16 protein-coding genes are annotated in these 19,563 nt (G+C 47.5%); 7 read left to right on the top strand and 9 right to left on the bottom strand.

Annotation, left to right across the window (positions count from 1 at the left end):
* The first annotated feature begins 89 nt into the window (after positions 1 to 89).
* Positions 90 to 1,403 carry a DUF885 domain-containing protein gene (locus MJ611_RS00345; protein WP_250427360.1) on the top strand — a complete coding sequence of 438 codons (1,314 nt, stop codon included), beginning with the start codon at positions 90 to 92 and terminating at the stop codon, positions 1,401 to 1,403.
* Between the two features lie 99 nt (positions 1,404 to 1,502).
* Here the strand turns inward: MJ611_RS00345 and MJ611_RS00340 are convergent, their stop codons facing one another.
* A complete protein-coding gene (locus tag MJ611_RS00340; RefSeq protein WP_250427359.1) occupies positions 1,503 to 2,135 on the bottom strand; it encodes a nitroreductase family protein in 633 nt (210 codons plus the stop codon).
* 361 nt (positions 2,136 to 2,496) lie between these two features.
* Here MJ611_RS00340 and MJ611_RS00335 point away from each other — a divergent pair, with 361 nt between their 5' ends.
* A complete protein-coding gene (locus tag MJ611_RS00335) occupies positions 2,497 to 3,804 on the top strand; it encodes a T9SS type A sorting domain-containing protein (RefSeq protein ID WP_250427358.1) in 1,308 nt (435 codons plus the stop codon).
* Between the two features lie 81 nt (positions 3,805 to 3,885).
* On the opposite strand, the gene MJ611_RS00330 is transcribed toward MJ611_RS00335, so the two are convergent.
* From MJ611_RS00330 to MJ611_RS00315, 4 genes are all read right to left on the bottom strand, one after another.
* On the bottom strand, positions 3,886 to 4,212 hold the full coding sequence (locus tag MJ611_RS00330; protein ID WP_219878646.1) for a HesB/IscA family protein: 327 nt from the start codon (positions 4,210 to 4,212) through the stop codon (positions 3,886 to 3,888).
* A 12-nt stretch (positions 4,213 to 4,224) separates the two neighbouring features.
* A complete protein-coding gene (locus tag MJ611_RS00325; RefSeq protein ID WP_250427357.1) occupies positions 4,225 to 4,632 on the bottom strand; it encodes a hypothetical protein in 408 nt (135 codons plus the stop codon).
* Positions 4,633 to 4,647: 15 nt separating this feature from the next.
* Complete coding sequence (iscU, locus tag MJ611_RS00320) at positions 4,648 to 5,061, bottom strand: Fe-S cluster assembly scaffold IscU (RefSeq protein ID WP_185197531.1); 414 nt, start codon at positions 5,059 to 5,061, stop codon at positions 4,648 to 4,650.
* Between the two features lie 92 nt (positions 5,062 to 5,153).
* On the bottom strand, positions 5,154 to 6,368 hold the full coding sequence (locus MJ611_RS00315) for an IscS subfamily cysteine desulfurase (RefSeq protein WP_250427356.1): 1,215 nt from the start codon (positions 6,366 to 6,368) through the stop codon (positions 5,154 to 5,156).
* A gap of 115 nt (positions 6,369 to 6,483) precedes the next feature.
* Here MJ611_RS00315 and mce point away from each other — a divergent pair, with 115 nt between their 5' ends.
* The 3 genes from mce to MJ611_RS00300 all read left to right on the top strand — a co-directional run bounded on the left by mce (position 6,484) and on the right by MJ611_RS00300 (position 9,077).
* Positions 6,484 to 6,885 (top strand): methylmalonyl-CoA epimerase, encoded by a 402-nt coding sequence (gene mce / locus MJ611_RS00310; RefSeq protein WP_250427355.1) that lies wholly within the window; start codon positions 6,484 to 6,486, stop codon positions 6,883 to 6,885.
* Between the two features lie 93 nt (positions 6,886 to 6,978).
* Positions 6,979 to 7,551 carry an L-threonylcarbamoyladenylate synthase gene (locus MJ611_RS00305; protein WP_250427354.1) on the top strand — a complete coding sequence of 191 codons (573 nt, stop codon included), beginning with the start codon at positions 6,979 to 6,981 and terminating at the stop codon, positions 7,549 to 7,551.
* Between the two features lie 83 nt (positions 7,552 to 7,634).
* Complete coding sequence (locus MJ611_RS00300) at positions 7,635 to 9,077, top strand: CCA tRNA nucleotidyltransferase (protein ID WP_250427353.1); 1,443 nt, start codon at positions 7,635 to 7,637, stop codon at positions 9,075 to 9,077.
* A 26-nt stretch (positions 9,078 to 9,103) separates the two neighbouring features.
* On the opposite strand, the gene MJ611_RS00295 is transcribed toward MJ611_RS00300, so the two are convergent.
* The 4 genes from MJ611_RS00295 to MJ611_RS00280 all read right to left on the bottom strand — a co-directional run bounded on the left by MJ611_RS00295 (position 9,104) and on the right by MJ611_RS00280 (position 13,099).
* Positions 9,104 to 9,550, bottom strand: coding sequence for a hypothetical protein (locus MJ611_RS00295; RefSeq protein ID WP_250427352.1), 447 nt, complete (start codon positions 9,548 to 9,550; stop codon positions 9,104 to 9,106).
* Positions 9,551 to 9,564: 14 nt separating this feature from the next.
* Entirely contained in the window at positions 9,565 to 9,996 is a 432-nt protein-coding gene (locus MJ611_RS00290; RefSeq protein ID WP_250427351.1) for a hypothetical protein, read from the bottom strand.
* A 290-nt stretch (positions 9,997 to 10,286) separates the two neighbouring features.
* Complete coding sequence (locus tag MJ611_RS00285; protein WP_250427350.1) at positions 10,287 to 12,758, bottom strand: GIN domain-containing protein; 2,472 nt, start codon at positions 12,756 to 12,758, stop codon at positions 10,287 to 10,289.
* Positions 12,755 to 13,099 (bottom strand): PadR family transcriptional regulator, encoded by a 345-nt coding sequence (locus MJ611_RS00280; protein ID WP_250427349.1) that lies wholly within the window; start codon positions 13,097 to 13,099, stop codon positions 12,755 to 12,757. Before MJ611_RS00280 ends, MJ611_RS00285 begins: the two co-directional genes overlap by 4 nt.
* Positions 13,100 to 13,384: 285 nt before the next feature.
* Between MJ611_RS00280 and MJ611_RS00275 the strand changes: the two genes are divergently transcribed.
* A complete protein-coding gene (locus tag MJ611_RS00275; protein WP_449580841.1) occupies positions 13,385 to 14,482 on the top strand; it encodes a putative type IX sorting system protein PorV2 in 1,098 nt (365 codons plus the stop codon).
* 25 nt (positions 14,483 to 14,507) lie between these two features.
* Entirely contained in the window at positions 14,508 to 19,526 is a 5,019-nt protein-coding gene (porU2, locus tag MJ611_RS00270) for a putative type IX secretion system sortase PorU2 (RefSeq protein ID WP_377495392.1), read from the top strand.
* The last annotated feature ends 37 nt before the right edge of the window (positions 19,527 to 19,563 follow it).

The raw sequence follows: 19,563 nt of genomic DNA, 5'->3' as shown, positions 1-19,563 counted from the left end.
AAGGCCGCTGGCACAGACACTCACAGGTTTTGTAAACACTGTGAGGTCTTTGTATTACTGGCAAATACATCTGAACTATACTTACCTGTATGAAGAAAATCCTCATCTTACTGCTAGTGGTTGCCTGCTGGGCCTGCACTTCTACCAAAAACGATACTCAAAAAGCCGAGGTAGCCACCATGGATCAACTGGCGGAACGTTACGTGAAAACGCTGCTCAGACTGGGCCAGTACGACAGCGACATTGTAGACGCTTACTACGGTCCTGAGGAATGGAAGCCAACCGCAGCTCCTGCTACAGATTCACTTCCGGCAGATGAGTTCCTGAAAGAGTTCAGGACGATAAGAGAACAGTTGCAGGCGCAGAACACGGAGAGCTTGCCCGAAGATGAGAAGCGGCGGCTGGCCATGTTCCAGAAGCAGGTAACAGCTGCCATTACCAAGGTAGAAATGATGCAGGGCAAAAAGCTGCCTTTTGATGAAGAAGCTCAACTGCTCTATGACGCCAAACCACCGCATTACGAGCTAACTTACTTCGACTCGTTGCTGAATGCCATTGACAAAGAATTGCCGGGCAAAGGAAGTATAGCCGAGCGCTGGAGTACTTACAAAAACAGGTTTGTTATACCAAAGGAGAAGTTAGACACGGTATTTCAGGCGGCCATTGCCGAAGCCCGCAAAAGAACCAAAGCACACTACAAACTGCCTGCAAACGAGAACTTCAGGATAGAGTATGTAACAGACAAGCCGTGGTCGGGCTACAATTACTTTAAAGGCAACGGCTATAGTTTAATTCAGATCAACACCGACTTCCCGATCAACATTGAGCGCGCCATTGACCTGGCCTGCCACGAAGGATATCCAGGCCACCATGTGTTCAATGCGTTGCTGGAGCAGCACCTGGTAAATGAAAAAGGCTGGAAGGAATTCTCCATTTACCCGCTCTTCAGCCCGCAGTCGCTGATTGCCGAGGGGAGCGCCAACTACGGCATAGAGGTAGCCTTTCCGGCAAATGAACGACTTGCGTTTGAGAAGCGGATACTATTCCCATTAGCTGGCCTGAACCCTGCAGAGGCTGATCGCTACTACGCCATACTTGCCCTGATCGGGAAACTGAATTTTGCAGGAAACGAAGCAGCACGATTGTACTTAGATGGCAAAATCAGCCGCGATGAGGCGGCGGAGTATCTGGTAAAGTATAACTTCTATGAGAAAGACAAGGCCCTGCAGCGCACGCGCTTCATGGATCGCTACAGAAGCTATGTGATCAACTATAACCTGGGGCAGGAGCTGGTACGGAAGTATATCGAAGCAAAAGGCGGCACAGACAACAATCCGCAGAAACGCTGGAAAGCGTTTGAAGAGCTGTTGTCAAATCCTTATACTGCGTCTATGCTGCAGTAAGTTTATACTTTCCAACGTAAATATTTATTCCCAAAAGCAAAATAAAAAAGCCACCAAAAACGGTGGCTTTTTCTCTGAAAAACGAACTAAAACAGGTAGTTAATCAACTTTCACAAAAAGCTGCTCTTTGTTGCGGCGTACTTTTTTAGCATTAGCTAAGAAGTCAGCCTCTACATGGCGGAAGCCAAGCGGAAGCAGGGTAACGCTGCGCAATCCTTTTTCTTTCAGGTTCAGCAACTCATCCAGCGCAGCCGGGTCGAAGCCTTCCATTGGCGTGGCGTCCACGCCTTGCTCAGCGGCAGCGGCTAGTGCTGTGCCTAAAGCAATGTAAGTCTGGCGGGCTGCCCACTCATACTTTTGCTCCTGCGTACGGCTCACAACAGAACCCATCAAGCTGTTTTTGAAGTCTGCAAGCGACTCAACCGGTATGTTGCGTACAGTGGCAATGTTACGCATGTATTCGTCTACCTGCTCCTCGGTTACGTTATCCCATGCCGCAAATATCAGCAGGTGCGATGCCTCCACAATCTGAGGCTGGTTGTAAGCCACTTTCTGGATCTGCTTGCGCACTTCTGTATCTTCCACCACAAGTATGGTATAAGGCTGCAGGCCCATAGAGGAAGCGGAAAGGCGGGTAGCCTCTAAAATATAATCTACTTTCTCCTGTGGTACCTTCTCGCCCGTCATGCGCTTGGTAGCGTAGCGCCAGTTCAAATGATTTAAAAGACTCATATGGTTAATTATGCTTTTCTAAACAACTAATGTATGTACATGCAAATATAAACAATAACATGCGTGTATGTTCATTAGTTTCCAAAAGAATTTTTTCGTGCTGATGAGCTCTTTAATGACTTACACCAAGCTTATATGTTAGTACTTATGCGAGCCTCTCTAGTTTATTACTTAAGCGTTCAGAATCTGAAATATAGTACAACAGGCGGTGTACTATTGTTTGTGTTTAAACATTAATAAAAATATTGCTATAAGTAGGTAGTGTTTTGAACTTAATAAAGAACTAAGTGGTTAGCATTTAAATTTCTTCTGATTAGTAGAAGAAAAGTACAATCGTCAAAGGTAAACTTTAAGTCAACGTATGAAGAGAATTTTTACCCGCGTACTGAAGGCATGCGGTGCAGTAGCCTTGTTTTTCTTAGCCTCCCCGGAGTCCACAACAGCCCAGGTAAGTATGGGCAGATTTATCACCACGTATAGTCAGAACTTTAACGGCTTGCCCGCTTCAGGCACAGGCACTTGGGATGACGGACAGTACTATTTTCCGGGCTGGACTGTTAAACGGACAGTAGCTAGTTCCACGATCACAGCTAATAGTGGAGGTTCAAATACATCGGGGCTTTACAGTTACGGTAGTACCGGCACATCAGACAGAGCTCTTGGCTCTATTAGTTCTATACCTTCAGGATTGAAAGTTTCTGCGCAATTCGCTTATGGACTGCTGTTGCAAAATAACGCTGGTACTTCCATAACATCTCTTGATATCAGTTTCTTTGGAGAGCAATGGCGTGTCTCTAATAGCACTGCACCTGAGCACAAGCTAGTATTTTCTTATGCTATCAGTGATGACCCTTCTTCCTTTAACCTGTCACCTGCCAACACCAACTGGACTGTAGTGCCGGCACTTGAGTTCAGAAGCCCTAAGTATAAAGTATCCGGAGGAGCATTAGATGGTAACCTGCCGGAAAACAAACGTTTTTTAACTGCTTCGCTGCCCATTGTTATTCCGAATGGGCACTACATCATGCTGCGGTGGGTAGATTACGATGAAACGGAAGCTGATCATGGCTTAGCCATTGATGATGTTAGTCTTGCCTGGAGTGTAAACCCGTCCGGTCCGGGAATACTGCCTGTAGAGTTGGTGCAATTTAGCGCAACGAAGCTACAAAAAGCAGTGGAGTTGCACTGGCGCACGGCCTCAGAAGACAACAACGATCACTTTGCCGTGGAGCGCAGCAGGGATGGTAAACTATTTGAAGAAATAGGACGAGTAGCCGGCAAAGGTAACAGCAAGGTTCTTTCGACCTATACTTTCACTGACAACAAACCTTTTGGTAGCACTTCCTATTATCGTCTGAAGCAAGTCGATACCGATGGCACTTTTGCTTATTCCAATGCAGTGGCTGTAGAAATGAGTTATACTTCAGAGACAGTAAAAGTATACCCGACACTTACAGCAGATTTCCTGCAGGTAGAGCTAAACCATCAACAGCGCAGTTCTAAACTGATGGTAGTCGATGAGCAGGGGAAACTTGTACTGGAGCGCGTACTTTCCGAAACTCAAAGTATAAACCAGGTAGATGTACGCCAGCTTCATAGTGGCATGTATGTGCTGATCCTGCAAACCGGGAAAGAGACGGTCGCCACAAGCCGGTTTGTAAAACTATAAATTCAACTTTAGCCAAGCCAAACGCAAAAGGGCCAGCTACATTAGCTGGCCCTTTGCTCTGTATATAAGCTGCTATCTTTATTAAACGGAGAAGCTGTCGCCGCAGCCGCAGGTACGGCTGGCGTTCGGGTTGTTGAAGTAAAAGCCTTTGCCGTTCAGGCCGTCTGAGAAATCAAGCTCAGTGCCGGCCAGGTACAGGAAGCTCTTCATGTCTACTACCACTTTTACGCCTTTGTCTTCAAACTCCTGGTCCATTGGCTTTACTTCATCATCGAAGTCGAGTTTGTAGGAGAGGCCGGAGCAGCCACCACCTGCAACAGAGGCACGCAGACGAAAAGTATCATCCAGCTGCGCATCCTGCTTCAGCTTTATTACTTTTTCTTTCGCTTTATCTGATACTGTAATCATGTTACTATTTCTTTAAGAGACCGGATTCATTACAACACTGAAAACAGTGATTGTGTTCATATCGCGGCCAAAGTATAACTTGTCGAGGGCCTCGTACATATTACGCGCGCGGAAATAAGAGGTATTCAGTTCCTTATCGCCGCGGGCCATCCACTGCACCGTGTACGAACTCTCTTTTTCTTTGTAGCTGCGTACGTACTCCAGCATTTTACGGAGCACGTCCAGTTTATCGTAGCCTGTTTCGGTATGGAAAAGGAACGACTGCTGGTGGCGCGGGTTCACCGTAATCAGGTCCAGGCGCAGCTTGTTGTCGATCTGCCGGAATTCAAAAAGCAGACTGGTACCGCTTAAGCCTAAGTGGTTCTCAATCTGCTTCTGAATGCGTACACTTTCTACGTGCACCTCTGTCGTTGACTCCATTCGCGAGTCTGTGTCTTAGTGGTGAGACTTAGGCAGCTCCAGTGCTGGCAAGCCGTTCTTCACTCTGTAATCGTTGATCGCAGATTTGATCGCGTCTTCAGCCAGTACAGAGCAGTGGATTTTTACCGGAGGCAACGCCAGTTCTTCCACAATGTCCATGTTGTCGATAGCCAATGCTTCGTCAACAGTTTTGCCTTTCAGCCACTCGGTAGCCAGCGAAGAAGAAGCGATCGCAGAACCACAACCGAAGGTTTTAAACTTCGCGTCAGTGATTACCTGGTTCTCGTCTACTTCAATCTGAAGGCGCATTACGTCGCCGCACTCAGGCGCACCTACAAGGCCGGTACCCACATTGTTCTTCGCTTTGTCAAGCGTACCAACGTTGCGAGGGTTGTTATAATGATCAATTACTTTATCTGAATAAGCCATAGCTGTATTTAATTACGAATTATTAATTACTAATTATGAATTGAATCAGAACTACGAATCATTATTAATTCGTAATTCTTAATTCGTCATTATTAATGTTCTGCCCACTCAATAGAGTTCAGGTCGATACCTTCTTTGAACATCTCCCATAGTGGAGACATTTCACGCAGTTTGGCAACCGCCTCTTTTACGTGGTTGATGGCGAAGTCTACTTCTTCGTCCGTAGTGAAGCGGCTCAAGCCGAAACGCAGGGAAGAGTGTGCCAAGTCATCGCTCAGGCCTAATGCTTTTAATACGTAAGATGGTTCCAATGATGCTGATGTACAGGCAGATCCGGAAGAAACAGCCAGGTCTTTCACACCCATCATCAAGCCTTCACCCTCTACATACTTAAAGGAAATGTTAGAAACGTGTGGCAGACGGTGCTCACGCGAACCGTTTACATAAGACTCTTCGATAGTAAGCAACTCGCGCTCCAGTCTGTCGCGCATAGCAGAGATACGGGCTGTATCGGCTTCCATTTCCTGGCGAGCCAGCTCACAAGCTTTGCCTAAACCAACAATACCAGGTACGTTCAGGGTACCGGAACGCATGCCACGCTCATGTCCGCCACCGTCCATCTGGGCAGTAACTTTCACACGTGGGTTCTTGCGGCGTACGTACAGCGCACCTACACCTTTCGGGCCATACATCTTGTGTGCCGAGAAAGCCATCAGGTCAATACCGTCCGCTTCCACGTCTACCGGAATTTTGCCTACTGCCTGGGTCGCGTCTGTAAAGAACAGGATACCGCGCTTCTTGGCAAGGGCAGAGATCTCACAGATCGGCTGAATTACGCCCACCTCGTTGTTGGCGTACATGATCGAGATCAGGATGGTCTTGTCAGTGATAGCTTCTTCCAGTTGCTTCAGGTCGATAAGGCCTTCCGCATTTACTGGCAGGTAAGTAACCTTACCGCCCAGCTTCTCGATATGCTTACAGGTATCTAACACTGCTTTATGCTCTGTGGTAGCCGTAATGATGTGGTTACCTTTAGAAGCATACATCTCGAAAACACCTTTGATAGCCAGGTTGTCAGACTCAGTGGCACCGGAAGTAAAGATGATTTCTTTTGGAGAGCAGTTGATCAGGGCTGCGATCTGCTCACGGGCATAATCTACAGCTTCTTCTGCATGCCAGCCAAAAGCGTGGTTACGCGAAGCGGCGTTACCAAACTTTTGTGTAAAGTATGGTATCATCGTTTCCAGCACGCGCGGGTCAAGTGGCGTGGTGGCGTTGTTATCTAAATATATGGGTAGTGTTAGCATAGCACTATTTTTATCTATTTTATTCCTGATTATTAACAGCCAGGAGAAATTATTAGTTTTAGATTTGCTGCAAAATTAATAAAAAAAGGTTACTTAGACTAATTACAAATAGAAAATGCTAAACGTAGAACATATCGGGATCGCAGTTAAAAATTTTAGCGAAGCAAACGGCTTATACTACAGGTTGCTGGGCGTGGAACCTTACAAGACAGAGTATGTGGAGTCGGAAGGCGTAAATACCTCTTTCTTTAAAGTAGGCGGCACTAAAATAGAGCTCCTGGAGGGCACCACAGAAGACAGTGCGATCACTAAATTCGTAGAGAAAAGAGGCGAGGGCATCCACCACATCGCTTTTGAGGTGGAGGACATTTACGCAGAGATGGAGCGCCTGAAGAAGGAAGGCTTTGCCCTGCTGAACGAAGCGCCTAAAAAAGGAGCCGATAACAAGCTGGTTTGCTTTGTGCACCCGAAAAGCGCCACCGGTGTGCTGGTAGAACTGACACAGGAGATCAGGTAATTGTTGATTGTTAATTGCTGATTGTTTTTCAAACACGATGAACAATCTCAAGGAGAATCAACAATTGACAACTAACAATCAACAATTAAAACTATGAAACACTTTCTGAAACAGGTGCAGGCGGCAGAGGAAGAGTTGCTGGTAGGCAATGTTATACTTTACCCGACCGATACGGTGTGGGGCATTGGCTGCGACGCCGAAAATGCCGAGGCCGTGAAGAAGATCTACAAGATCAAAGAACGCGAGGAGTCCAAGTCGATGATCATGCTGGTGAGCGACGTGGACATGCTGCGACACTACATAAAAGAAGTGCCCGCTAATTTTGAGCGCCGCCTGAAAGACCAGAAACGGCCTACCACCTATGTGTTTTCCGGGGCCCAAAACCTGCCGAAAGAATTAATAGCAGAGGATGGAAGTATAGGCGTACGCATCGTAAACGACGAATTCTGCCATCGACTGATCCTGCAGATCGGACGCCCGTTGGTTTCTACCTCGGCCAACATCAGCGGCGAACCCTCCCCAAAAACTTTCTCCGAGGTATCGGATAAGATCAAAGAGCGGGTGGATTACGTGGTACAGTGGCGGCAGGATGAAAAGACAGAAGCACAGCCATCAAGAGTAGTGAAAATTGAGCAGGACGGATCGCTGCGTGTGCTAAGAGAGTAACCTGGCGCAACAGGTTTCAATTAATTGGCTTATTTTTGTGCCTCAGGTGTATGGTTATACTTCCTGAGGCTTAATTTTTATTGATGGATAGAATACAACTTCCAGCGGACCCAATTTTTGAAGTGGTTGCCGCAGCTGCAGCTGAGTTGGGCGTAGAGGCCTATGTAATAGGCGGGTTTGTGCGGGACCTGGTGCTCAAGCGCCCTTCCAAAGACATTGATGTAGTATGCGTAGGCGATGGCATTGAATTGGCGGAGCTGGTTTCCCAGAAGCTGAAGCACAAGCCTAAGGTTTCCGTTTTCAAGCATTTTGGTACGGCCATGCTGCGTGCCGGCGATTGGGAAGTGGAATTTGTCGGGGCCCGAAAAGAGTCTTACCGTGAGCACTCCCGCAAGCCCGAAGTAGAAACCGGTACGTTGGAAGATGACCTGAAACGGCGGGACTTTACCATCAATGCGTTGGGCATCAGCCTGAACAGGCACAACTATGGCGAGCTGGTCGACAGGTTTAACGGCCTGGGCGATATGAAAAAGAAGATCATCCGCACGCCGCTTGATCCGGATATTACCTTCTCCGACGATCCGTTGCGCATGATGCGGGCCATCCGCTTTGCCAGCCAGTTAGGCTTCGATATTGCCCCGGAAACCTTCGACGCTATCATCGACAACAAAGACCGTATCAGAATTGTATCGCAGGAGCGGATCACCGATGAGTTGAACAAGATCGTGCTGTCGCCGGCGCCCTCGTATGGCTTCAAACTACTGTTTGCTTCCGGTTTGCTGCACCTTATCTTCCCGAAAATGGTGGAGCTGCACGGTGTGGAAAGTATAAAAGGCAACTCCCACAAAGATAATTTTTACCATACGTTGCAGGTGCTCGATAACGTGGCGCAGGTATCAGATGATCTGTGGCTCCGCTGGTCGGCTATTCTGCACGACATTGCCAAGCCCGATACCAAGCGCTACCACGAAAAAGTAGGCTGGACCTTTCACGGACACGAGGAGAAAGGCGCCCGCATGGTGCCCAAGCTATTCAAAGATCTGAAGCTGCCCCTGAACGAGCACATGAAGTTTGTGCAGAAACTCGTGCGCCTGCACCTGCGCCCGATCGCGCTGGTAAAGGAAACGGTAACCGATTCGGCTATCCGCAGGCTTCTGTTCGAGGCCGGCGACGACATCGACGCGTTGATGAAACTCTGCCGCGCTGACATTACGTCCAAGAACGACAGCAAAGTAAAACGCTACCTGCAGAATTTTGACAAGGTAGAACGGCGCCTGGTAGAAGTGGAGGAGAGCGATAAACTCCGCAATTTTCAGCCGGTGATCACCGGCGAGATCATCATGGAAACTTTTGGCCTGAAGCCGTCCAAAACAGTTGGAGAACTGAAGGAGGTGCTGACAGAAGCGATTCTGGAAGGCAAAGTAAAGAACGAATTCAACGAGGCTTATACTTACCTGTTGAAAGTAGGAGAGGAGAAAGGCCTGGAAGTAGTTAAAACCCTATCGGAAACTGAAAAAGGAGAATAGCTTTTACGCCATTCTCCTTTCCAAATCTACTGTAAAGCACACCGGATAGCCTGCGCCTGCATGGGTACGTGGTTACGGCCCACAACGGCAAACACGCGCTCGCCTCGAAGCACCGCATTGGTTAGGAGCCGGTACATGTGCAGGTTTCTGAATTCACTGTTATACCTGTTGATATCATTGGTGAACTTACCGCCTGTTTTACTGCCATCTTTCAGCGGGTCAAACCAGGCTGTCGGAGCTTCCCACCAGTTGGCCGGTGTTGTCCAGTACTTGCTGTAGGCTGGCTGCAACGATGCTACATCCGGTAATACGGTAGCAAAGGCGGGTACCATGCTGTTAGCTTTCTGCAGCAGTTGTGCTACGGTTGCCTTTATCTGCTCCTCGTTCATGTTCTTACGCTCCCGCAGCCGGCTCGCTTCCCGAAGTATAAAAAACAGCTTTATCTGCTCGGGCGTGAATTTATCGAGAGACATCAAATAGTTTACTTCTAGTTTACTTCATCCTGCGGGCTTGGCTCCAGCGACTGTGTTTTTATACCTGCAGCCTTCGCCAGGTACCTGACATAACCTGATTCGCCAAACTTCTTTATCGTTTCTGCCTCGGACGATGCTGTGCCACGGTCCGGCCCTTCAAAAAAAGCAATTGTCGGTTTCTGTGCTTCCCAGGCCTGGCGAATGTTCCGGAACTGCGCATGTGCAGTATCATCGGAATGTGCAGCGCCGATGTACTGCAGGTTGCCTCCGTTCTTAGTATTCAACTGCAGCGACCACTCTGTTGCTGGCGTCTCCTTCCATTGAAGATAGGAGATGAGTTTTTCTTCACAGGTAGCACCATCTGGTGCCTGGGCTATAACTACAGACGCATTGGCAAGTATGGTTGTAGCAACAGTTAACATGAGTAAAAGCTTATTTTTCAGCATAGTTTTATAGATGTTAAATGAACAGCGTTAAACCGGGTGAGGTAGAGGAAATGACCTGGATTTGGTCGTGTTTATATTGAGGCTGCGCAAAATCAACAGAGCTGACACGCATGTTAAGTGCCAGGCTCTGCCGATTTGAATAAAGCATCAAACAACTAAACAAGGACGGGGAAGGAGCGAAGTATACTTCGCGGTAAGTATAGTTTTACTTTGTACTAGTGGCGGTTTTGTAAGCAGGCTGGCGGAGTTATACTTTCCCGGCCAGCCTGTTATACTTTAGAGCGAACAGCTTAGCGGCGTGTTACCTTGCTAGGGCCGTTGCTGTCGATGGTGGTGTTGGCTGGATTGCCTCTGTACGTGATGCTGCTGGCACCTGTAGCCTCTGCACGAAGCGTTGTGGAAGCGAATACTTCTACCTGGCTGGCTCCCGTAACATCTGCATCCACATCATTGGCACGCAACTCGTTGGCGTCTATCTTGCAGGCGCCGGTTACATCCATCTCCAGGTTATCTGCCCTGCCGGAAAGCTTGCCGACAGAGGCGCCCGCTACATCCAGTTGCAGGTTGCGCACGTTTACGTTGGCAACGGATTGGATGGCGCCGGCAAAGCTAAGCGACAGTTCTTCTCCTCTGATGTTGCCGATGTCTGCCTTGATGGCGCCCCCCAGCGCAATGTTCCGGATATCGGGTGCTACGATCTGAATCAACACAGGGTCCTGTTCGCGGAACAGGTTGAAGTTGCGCCTCTTGGTGCCGATCACCAGCTCACTGCCATCCTGCTCCACATCCATGCGACGGATATCCTCCTTGTCGCCGCGTACTTTTACGCTGTAGTTGCTGCCCTGTCTTATCTGCACATGGAACGGGCCATTCACTGTGATATGATCAAAGTTTTTGATGTCGAAGGATTCGGTGTTGCTGCCGTATTCGCTTTCGTGGCGCAGCACACTGCCTGCTATCCCCAGGTCCATGTCTTCGTCCATGTCAGCTGATTCCGCATCTTCGGTATCCAATGTATCGGAAGCGCAGGTAAGGCACTCGAGCATATTGCCTTTCACCTGCCAGGTGTTGCGCGCAATTTTATCGTTGCTGTAGTCGCCGTCAAACAGGCTGCCAGGCAGCATGTACGTGAATTCGCGTGTCAGGCGCAGTGGCTTGTTTTGTGGCAGCATCAGCGTCAGGCTCAGTTCCTGGTCGCGGAAGGCAGCGCCTTCTTTAAACTCGTAGCTGTTGTCGAAGCGGATAACAGAATCCTGCTGCACGACGCGGTAGGTTACCATGCGGGCATTCTGCTTGGCCTCTTCTTCGGTTTTGCCTTTGGCCTCCACACGCTGAATGATCTCGACGTTATTGCTGCCATGCTCCTTCACTTCGATATAAATGTTGTCAAACTCAAGATTGGTATCGTAGGCATCCAGTGTCAGGGTTTTGTAGTTGCCCACCGGCATGGTTTTAGAAGTTACGACCTCGCCAGAGCGTCTAAAGTTGCCTGAAAAGATTATGATCATGGCAATCATCACAAACAAGCTTACCAGCCATACTCCGAACATCGACCAGCCAACAATCGGGCGCAGGAAAAAGCGCTTAGCCAGCAGGCCAATAGCCAGGAACATCAGCAACAGAAGCGGAATAAGACCTACAAAGAAGCCAGCCACCAGTCCGAGCCGGGGAAAGCCCTCCAGAAAAACGGAGGCCGGAAAATCACCTAAATTTACCCACTGTGCTTCATCAACTATACCCAGCGACACAAAGAATGTAGAAAACAATGCAATGGTCAGGGCTACGGAAATGATCAGCAGGAACACGCCTGCACCGATGCGGATCAGCGTGATCAGGACGGCAAGTATAGGGCCTAGCGCACGTCCCAGCCAGTTAAAGATCTGCGAGATCAGGCGCACAGGCAGCAGGATTAATTTGGCAGCGGTGCTTTCCTCTCCGTTACGGTCGCGCATGTTCAGGTTATCTTTCAGCGTCTGCTCAATGCCTGCCAGTGTTACCGGGTTGCCCTGCATCTGCATACGCTCCGTCAGGGTTACGGCCTCAGGTACAGCTATCCAAAGTATAAGGTAAGTCAGCAAACCAAAGCCTCCCAAGAAGATCGAGATCAGGAAGAGAATGCGGATTACGGCTACATCTACTCCAAAATACTTGGCGATGCCACTCGCTACACCGGCTACTTTTTTGTCTTCAGGATCCCGGAAAAGCCTCTTTATGGTGGTTTCGGGTAGCTGAGCACTCTGCGGCATGGCAATCCACAGCACAATGTAGAGGATGATGCCTGTGGCAGCTGATACGCCGGCAGAAACGATGCCGAGCACAACCAAAAGTATAAAGAACAGCCTAACCCAGAGCATGTCGATGTTGAGGTAGTTGCCTATACCGGCGCAAACGCCGGCCAATACTTTTCTGTTGATATCGCGGTACAGCCTTCTCGGGCCGGCCACTGGCTGTTCTGTTTGCTGCTGCTTGTTGTAAGGGATTTCCTCTTCAAGCGGCTCTTCAATCTCGAAATCAGTCACGTTGCCCATTCTGCCGATCAGGTACTGTACATCTTCCTGTGTGATCACCTGTTTGGCAGGCGACAGGCGGGCCGCAAAGATTTCTGCCACGCGCGATTCGATGTCAGCTACGATCTCTTCATGCCCCTCGTAGTTGGAGAAGTATGTTCTGATAGAGGCAAGGTACCTGCTAAGCTGCTCATAGCCATCCTCTTCGATGTAGAAGATAATGCCTTGCAAGTTGATGCTTATATTCTTTTTCATAGTTGCTGAGCTTTCTTGTTTAGGATAATGAATTCGGTGGAGTCAACTAGTTCGCGCCACGTTTCTCGTAGCTGCTCTAAAAACTCACGGCCGGTAGCGGTGAGCGTGTAATACTTGCGGGGTGGCCCAGAGGTAGATTCTACCCAACTATAGTCGAGAAGCCCCGCGTTCTTGAGGCGAGTAAGCAGCGGGTACAGGGTACCCTCCACTACTATCATCTTGGCAGCTGTAAGCTCCTCCAACATATCGGAAGCATATACCTCACCACGAGAGATAATCTCCAGGATGCAGAATTCCAGAATTCCCTTCCGCATCTGCACTTGTGTGTTTTCTACTTTCATGATGATTCCGTTAAATGTTGAAGCAAATATAATATAAGGTACTATGTAAAACAAGGTACTGTGTAAAAATAATTACGGAAGATTTTTTTAATGGTTGTTACTAAAAGGTTTATGGATTAAATTCTTTATTTTTGAATAATTTTCTGAAGCAGGCAACTCCTTAAAAAGAAGTAATGTTTGATGTGCAACTTGCACCTGTTTAAGGTTAAGGAGGTTAGGAGTTGTAGAAGTGCTGTCAGAGAGGTTTTCAGCTAAGTTGATTTTGCGGATCTATACCTGGTTTGTATGATAAAAAGTATACTGCGGTGCATAGCGGGGGCTATGTTGCTATTTTGTTGGTCTGGTGCTGTGGCGCAGGTTTCCACTCCTAAGTATAGCAATGAATTTCTCAATATAGGTGCAGGAGCCCGTGCTTTGGGTATGGGCAACGTGCAGGCAGCGATCGTTAACGATGCCACAGCCGGTTACTGGAACCCTGCCGGACTGCTTCGCCTGCCCAACAAGTATAACATCGCGCTTATGCACTCCGAGCTGTTTGCCGGCATTGCCAAAAATGATTTCGGCAGCTTTGCCATGCCGCTGGATTCGAGCAGCGCACTGGCAGTTTCCATTATCCGGTTGGGCGTTGATGATATTGCCGATACCCGCCGCCTGCAGAACGAATTTGGTTACATCCAGTACGACAGCATCCGGTTCTTCTCTGTGGCTGATTATGCCATGCTGCTTTCTTATGCCCGTAAAAGCAACCTGATCGAGGGGCTGCGTTTGGGTGCCAATGCTAAGATCATTTACCGTAACGTAGGGGAGTTTGCCAATGCCTGGGGCTTTGGGATAGATGCCGGTGCTCAGCTGGAGCGGGGCTCCTGGCAATTTGGCCTGATGGCAAAAGACATTACTACTACGTTCACTGCCTGGTCGCATAACGTAGAAGCACTGGAAGAGGCATACCTGCAAACAGGCAACGAGCTCCCGGAAAACTCTGCTGAGCTTACCCTGCCCCGCCTGGTGCTCGGTGTTGGTAAGAGCTTCACCTTTACTGACAAATTATTAGCTCTTGTAGCCACAGACCTTGACTTTACTTTCGATGGCAAGCGCAATGTACTGCTTAAAACGGATGTCGTGTCCCTCGACCCGCATGTAGGGCTGGAGCTGGCCTATGCCAACACGGTGTTTGTACGCGGAGGATTTAACAACTACCAGGAGACGAAGAACTTCGACGGCGGCACCACCAAGCGCATGCAGCCAAACTTTGGGGTAGGCTTCCAGACAAGCGGGCTGCACCTCGACCTGGCTTTGTCGAAGGTTAATGACAAAGAAAGCAATGCCGTTTCTGCAGGCAACACTACTTCCGTGATCGTTTCACTCGGATATTCCTTTAATTAGACTTAACTGTTTAGCTGAACAGCCAATGAATATTTCTACTATTAGCAGACGCTTTTTGCTGGCGTTTTTTATGCTGTTAGGTTTTAGTGCTTTGAACACCACACAGGCACAAACCGTGTACGGCAACGAGTGGATCAACTATTCCCAGACCTATTATAAGATCAAGGTCGTTAACAATGGATTGCACCGGCTAGGCTATAGTTATCTTGATAGCTTAGGCCTTTCAGGTGTCAATCCAAAAGAGTTGCAGCTTTTTAGAAGAGGCAAGGAAGTATCCATCTATGTGGCAGGTGAAGATGATGGTAGACTGGATGCTCAGGACTATCTAGAATTTTATGGGGAACGGAATAATGGAGAATTGGATAGTGAGTTATACAAGAATCCGGCTCATCAACCTCACCAGCTCTACAGCGTGTATACTGATACTGCAACATACTTTTTAACCTTCTCTCCAGCAGGTGGAAAGCGTATGCATGTGGTAAATCCTGCAAAAGATGGCTTAACAGCTCAACCTAACGTGCTTCAGAAGATAGTAAGGCCTTTTACAGATAATTTCTATGCCTTTAAATTCTATGGTGAGAATAGGCTGCCTTGGTTAGATGAAGGAGAAGGGTTTTACTCTTTTGAAACCTCGACACAGAGGGATTATACCATTAGCGGGCTTACAAACATCGATGCAACAGGTATTAAGCCTACATTAGAATTAACACTTGCAGGGCAAAGCGCAGCACAACATAAGGTTGAAATAGCAGTTGTAGCTCCTAGCGGATCTGTTCGTGTTCTAGATGAAGTGCAGTTTAATGCCTATGAGTTTAGGACATATCGATATGCATTAGAGCCCACAGAGCTGAATACAAACCTGAAAATAAGACTCACGCCTAAAAACAGTATTCCAAATGGAGCACCAGATCGTGTAAGTATAACCTACTATAAAGTATACTATAACCAGAGGAGCATCTTCTCTGGTACAAATTTATTCTTCTATACAGACACAACTAAAGCCTCAAACCACTATTATGAGTTTGCCGGTGCACCTGGCACAGTGGTTGCCTACGATATAACAGACCAAGGCCAAATAATGAGGCTAGAAGGGCATGTTAATGCTACCAACAGAAAGGGCTTCGTACTTTCACATGCTGCTTCAGGTAATCAAACCAGAAGAATATTGTTGGCCAACACAGCAAAAGTATTTACTGTAAAACCTGCTGAACGTGTTGTTTTCCGAAATATTCAGCCAGCAGCACATAATTACATCGTTATAACTCACAAAAAGCTGATGCAGCGTGTGGGGAGTGCCGGCTTGCCTGCGCCGCAAGAGTATGCCGCTTACCGTGCATCTGCTGCCGGGGGTGGTTATGATACCTTGGTTATGCCTGTTGATTTGGTTATTGACCAATTTCATTACGGCGACTTCTCTTCCAATGCCATCAGGCGGTTTATGAAGTTTATGGGGTCCTCACCAAGAGGTAAAAGCTTGTTTATTATTGGTAAGGGGCGTGAATATTATGGTGCAGGTTATCGCAGGTCAAAGGATATGAGAGGATTGGATCTGATCCCAACAGGAATTGTACCTGCCTCCGATCTTTTCTTCACTGCTGATTTTACTAATTCGAATTATGTTCCTGAAGTGCCTGTTGGCCGTTTATCTGTAGTCAGCGCCCAAGAAGTTATTAATTACCTAAACAAAGTTAAAGAAGCGGAAGCTGTAAATCTTGGACAAGAATGGCAGAAAACCATTCTGCAACTAGGCGGAGGTATGACCAACAGCGAGATCAATCTCTTCACCAGTTACTTGAAACGATATAAGCAAATTGCTGAAGGACCATTGTTAGGTGCCAATGTAAAGGAAAAGTATCGACAGAATGTAAGTGAGGTTGTTGAGAATATCAATATTGCCGAAGAGGTGAATACCGGTGTATCGCTGATTACCTTTTTCGGACATAGCTCATCTTCTACAAGCGATTTAGATATTGGATTAGCATCGAGTGCAGTTAATGGATATAATAACAAAGGGAAATATCCTTTTATCCTCATGAATGGATGTGGGTCAGGAAATGCTTTTACCGCTGTTTACAATTCATTTGGGGAAGATTGGCTGAAAACACCAGATAAGGGGGCAATAGGATTTATCGCACATACTGAAATTGGTTATACTACTTACTTGGACAGGTATTCAACTAATTTTTATTTAACTGCTTTTCAAGACCCTGAGTATTATGGAAAATCGATCGGCCTCATTCAGCAAGAAGTAATAAAAGATGTATTAGCAGCTAATACATCAGAGAATATCATCGTAATGGCTTTGTGTATGGCATTGCAGGGTGATCCTGCTGTAAAACTATATTCACCCTCTAAGCCTGATTATCTGTTTGAGACAAGTGTACCAAGTATAGTTTCCACTAACGGAGGCACTATAACTGCAACCGCAGAATCTTTCCTGATTAGGGCTGCTGTTAAAAATTTAGGTAAGGCTATAACAGACTCCATTAATGTTTCGGTGAAACGAACGCTGGCCGATAATACGACCACTCTTACTACTTCTATCAAAGTTGCTCCGATATTCTACCAAGATACACTGTTGATTCCTATAGATAATAAAGGAGTAGCAGCCATGGGTATCAACAATTTTGAGGTGATGTTGGACAACACTGAAAGTATAGATGAGCTACAGGAAAATAATAACATAGCCCGTTTCCAGTACTTTTTCCCAAGTGCTGGCTTAATGGCTTTGTCTCCGATGCGATTTGGAATTGTAAATGAAGAGAAAATAAACGTGGTGGCACAATCCACACAACTGCAGGCTGATCAGCGGCGTGTATACTTTGAGCTTGATACGACACTTACATTTAAATCGCCTCTTAAGAAAACATACCTGAGTAATACAGGCGAGGTGCTTCCAACTTGGAAGGTAGCATTACCACTTGTTCAGTCAGGCGCAGATAGCACAGTGTTTTACTGGAGAGCCCGCTTTGAGACCTATGCCACTGGGGAGGACACCGTTTGGGCAGAAAGTTCTTTCCGATATATCAAAGGCGGTTCAAACGGTTGGTCGCAGAGCCACGGAGGGCAGTTTGCTAAGAACTCACTGCGCAATATCGAAGTGAAAGAAGAAGGTGTTCAGTGGAATTTTAACAAGATCTTCCTTAACCTAGAGATTCGCACTTTAGGTGGTGGTGGCAATAACCGTTATACACAACCTCCTTATGGCATCTTCATTAATGGTGCATCGGAACTACAGAACGCATGCGGAAACTTTATAGGTACTTCTACAGCCAGGATGTATTTTATTGTGTACAACAATCTTGATCTGACAGCGGTGACTTCCATTCCGGATCAAATTGGCTGTACGGCTCAACCTCATGTATTTGAATTTGGTGATATGAATAACACAATAAATCAGGCAAGGGCACAGAAGTTTCTTGAGTCTATTCCTGATAATTATTATGTTATAGCGGTCTCAGTAAATAAGGTGCCATTCAATACCTTTTTACCGGAATTAAAAGCTGCCTTTAAGGGAATCGGTTCTAGAATCATTGATGATTTACAGACCGGATATCCTTTTGCAATAGTAGGGCAGAAAGGAGCGGCCCCAGGAACTGCTATTGAAGTAACTGCTGTGGCTACTAATGAAACACCTGCTGAGCTTCAAAGTATAGTGCTGAAGAAGACCCTTCAGGCAAATCAGGTGGAAGGCTCTATCACTTCTACTTTGATCGGTCCGGCGCAGAGTTGGGGTACATTGCACCACAACATCGAGCGCCAGGGTAGCGGAAATGATGCTTATACGTTGAGTGTGATCGGTATCAATGCAGAAGGCGAGGAGCAGACGCTGGTGGAGCAGGTATCAGGTAAATCCTACGATCTGTCCGGAGTAGATGCCAAGCAGTATCCGACATTGCAGTTGAAAGCATCTGTTTCTGACACAGAGAACCGCACTGCCCCGCAGCTGAAGCAGTGGATGGTATACTACGAGGCTGTTCCGGAGGGTGTGATCAGACCTGACCTGGTGAAGGTGAGCGAAGAGATTCTCTCGGAGCAGGCCTCAAGAGGAAGTATAACCGTGCCGATGGCATTCCAGAATATTACCTCCATTGCCTTTAAAGATTCTATTGTTGTAGAAGTAACCGTATCAGGCGATGGCCTGCAGCCTACTGTGTCCCGGTTCAAGATTGCGCCATTGCAGGGCAACCAAACGGCTTACTTCAACTACAGCATGCCAACCAGAACGTTTGACGGTAACTACAGGCTAAGCCTCTTTGTGAACCCGCGGGTGCAGGCGGAGCAGCAATACCATAACAACATTTATGAGGTTCCATTCAGGGTAAATGCAAAGCTGCACCCGGTGCTGGACGTAGCCTTTGATGGGGTGCACATCATGGATGGGGAGCTGGTGTCGCCAAGCCCGCTGATCAGCATCACCGTGAAAGACGAGAACAAGCACGACTTCCTGAAAGATCCGTCTACCATGTCTGTTATTCTGATCAATGGGGAAGAAGAACACGAGATTTCCCTGATGGACAATCCGCAGGAGGTGCGTTTCTACCCGGCAGATGAGAAGAATGACTTTAAACTGGAGTATAAACCGGAGCGACTGGAGAATGGTAACTATACATTAGAAGTGAGAGCACGCGATGTGGTTGGCAAAGCATCGGGTATTTCGCCGTACCGGATCAACTTTATGGTGGAAAATGAGTCGAAGATCACCAACTTCTACCCGTTCCCGAATCCGTTCTCTACCAAGACGCAGTTTATCTTTACGCTAACGGGCAGCACCATACCGCAGAACATGAAGATCCAGATCCTGACCATAACAGGTAAGGTGGTGAAGGAGATCATGAAGGAAGAGATGGGGCCGCTGCGCATAGGCAATAACAAAACAGCGTATGCCTGGGATGGTACCGATACCTACGGCGACAAGCTGGCCAACGGCGTGTACCTGTACCGCGTGGTGATGACGCAGGAAGAAGAGAAGATGCAGCACATGTGGAAGAAAGGCGACAAAGCCTTCAAGAACGGCTATGGCAAGCTGTACATCCTGCGCTAGAAGTATAGATAGCAATAAAAAAGGAGCACATACTTGT

It is taken from the genome of Pontibacter ruber (assembly GCF_023630205.1).
Lineage (GTDB): Bacteria > Bacteroidota > Bacteroidia > Cytophagales > Hymenobacteraceae > Pontibacter > Pontibacter ruber.
The sequence above is the reverse complement of the archived record's forward strand: the minus strand, read 5'-3'. Positions and strand labels throughout refer to the sequence as shown.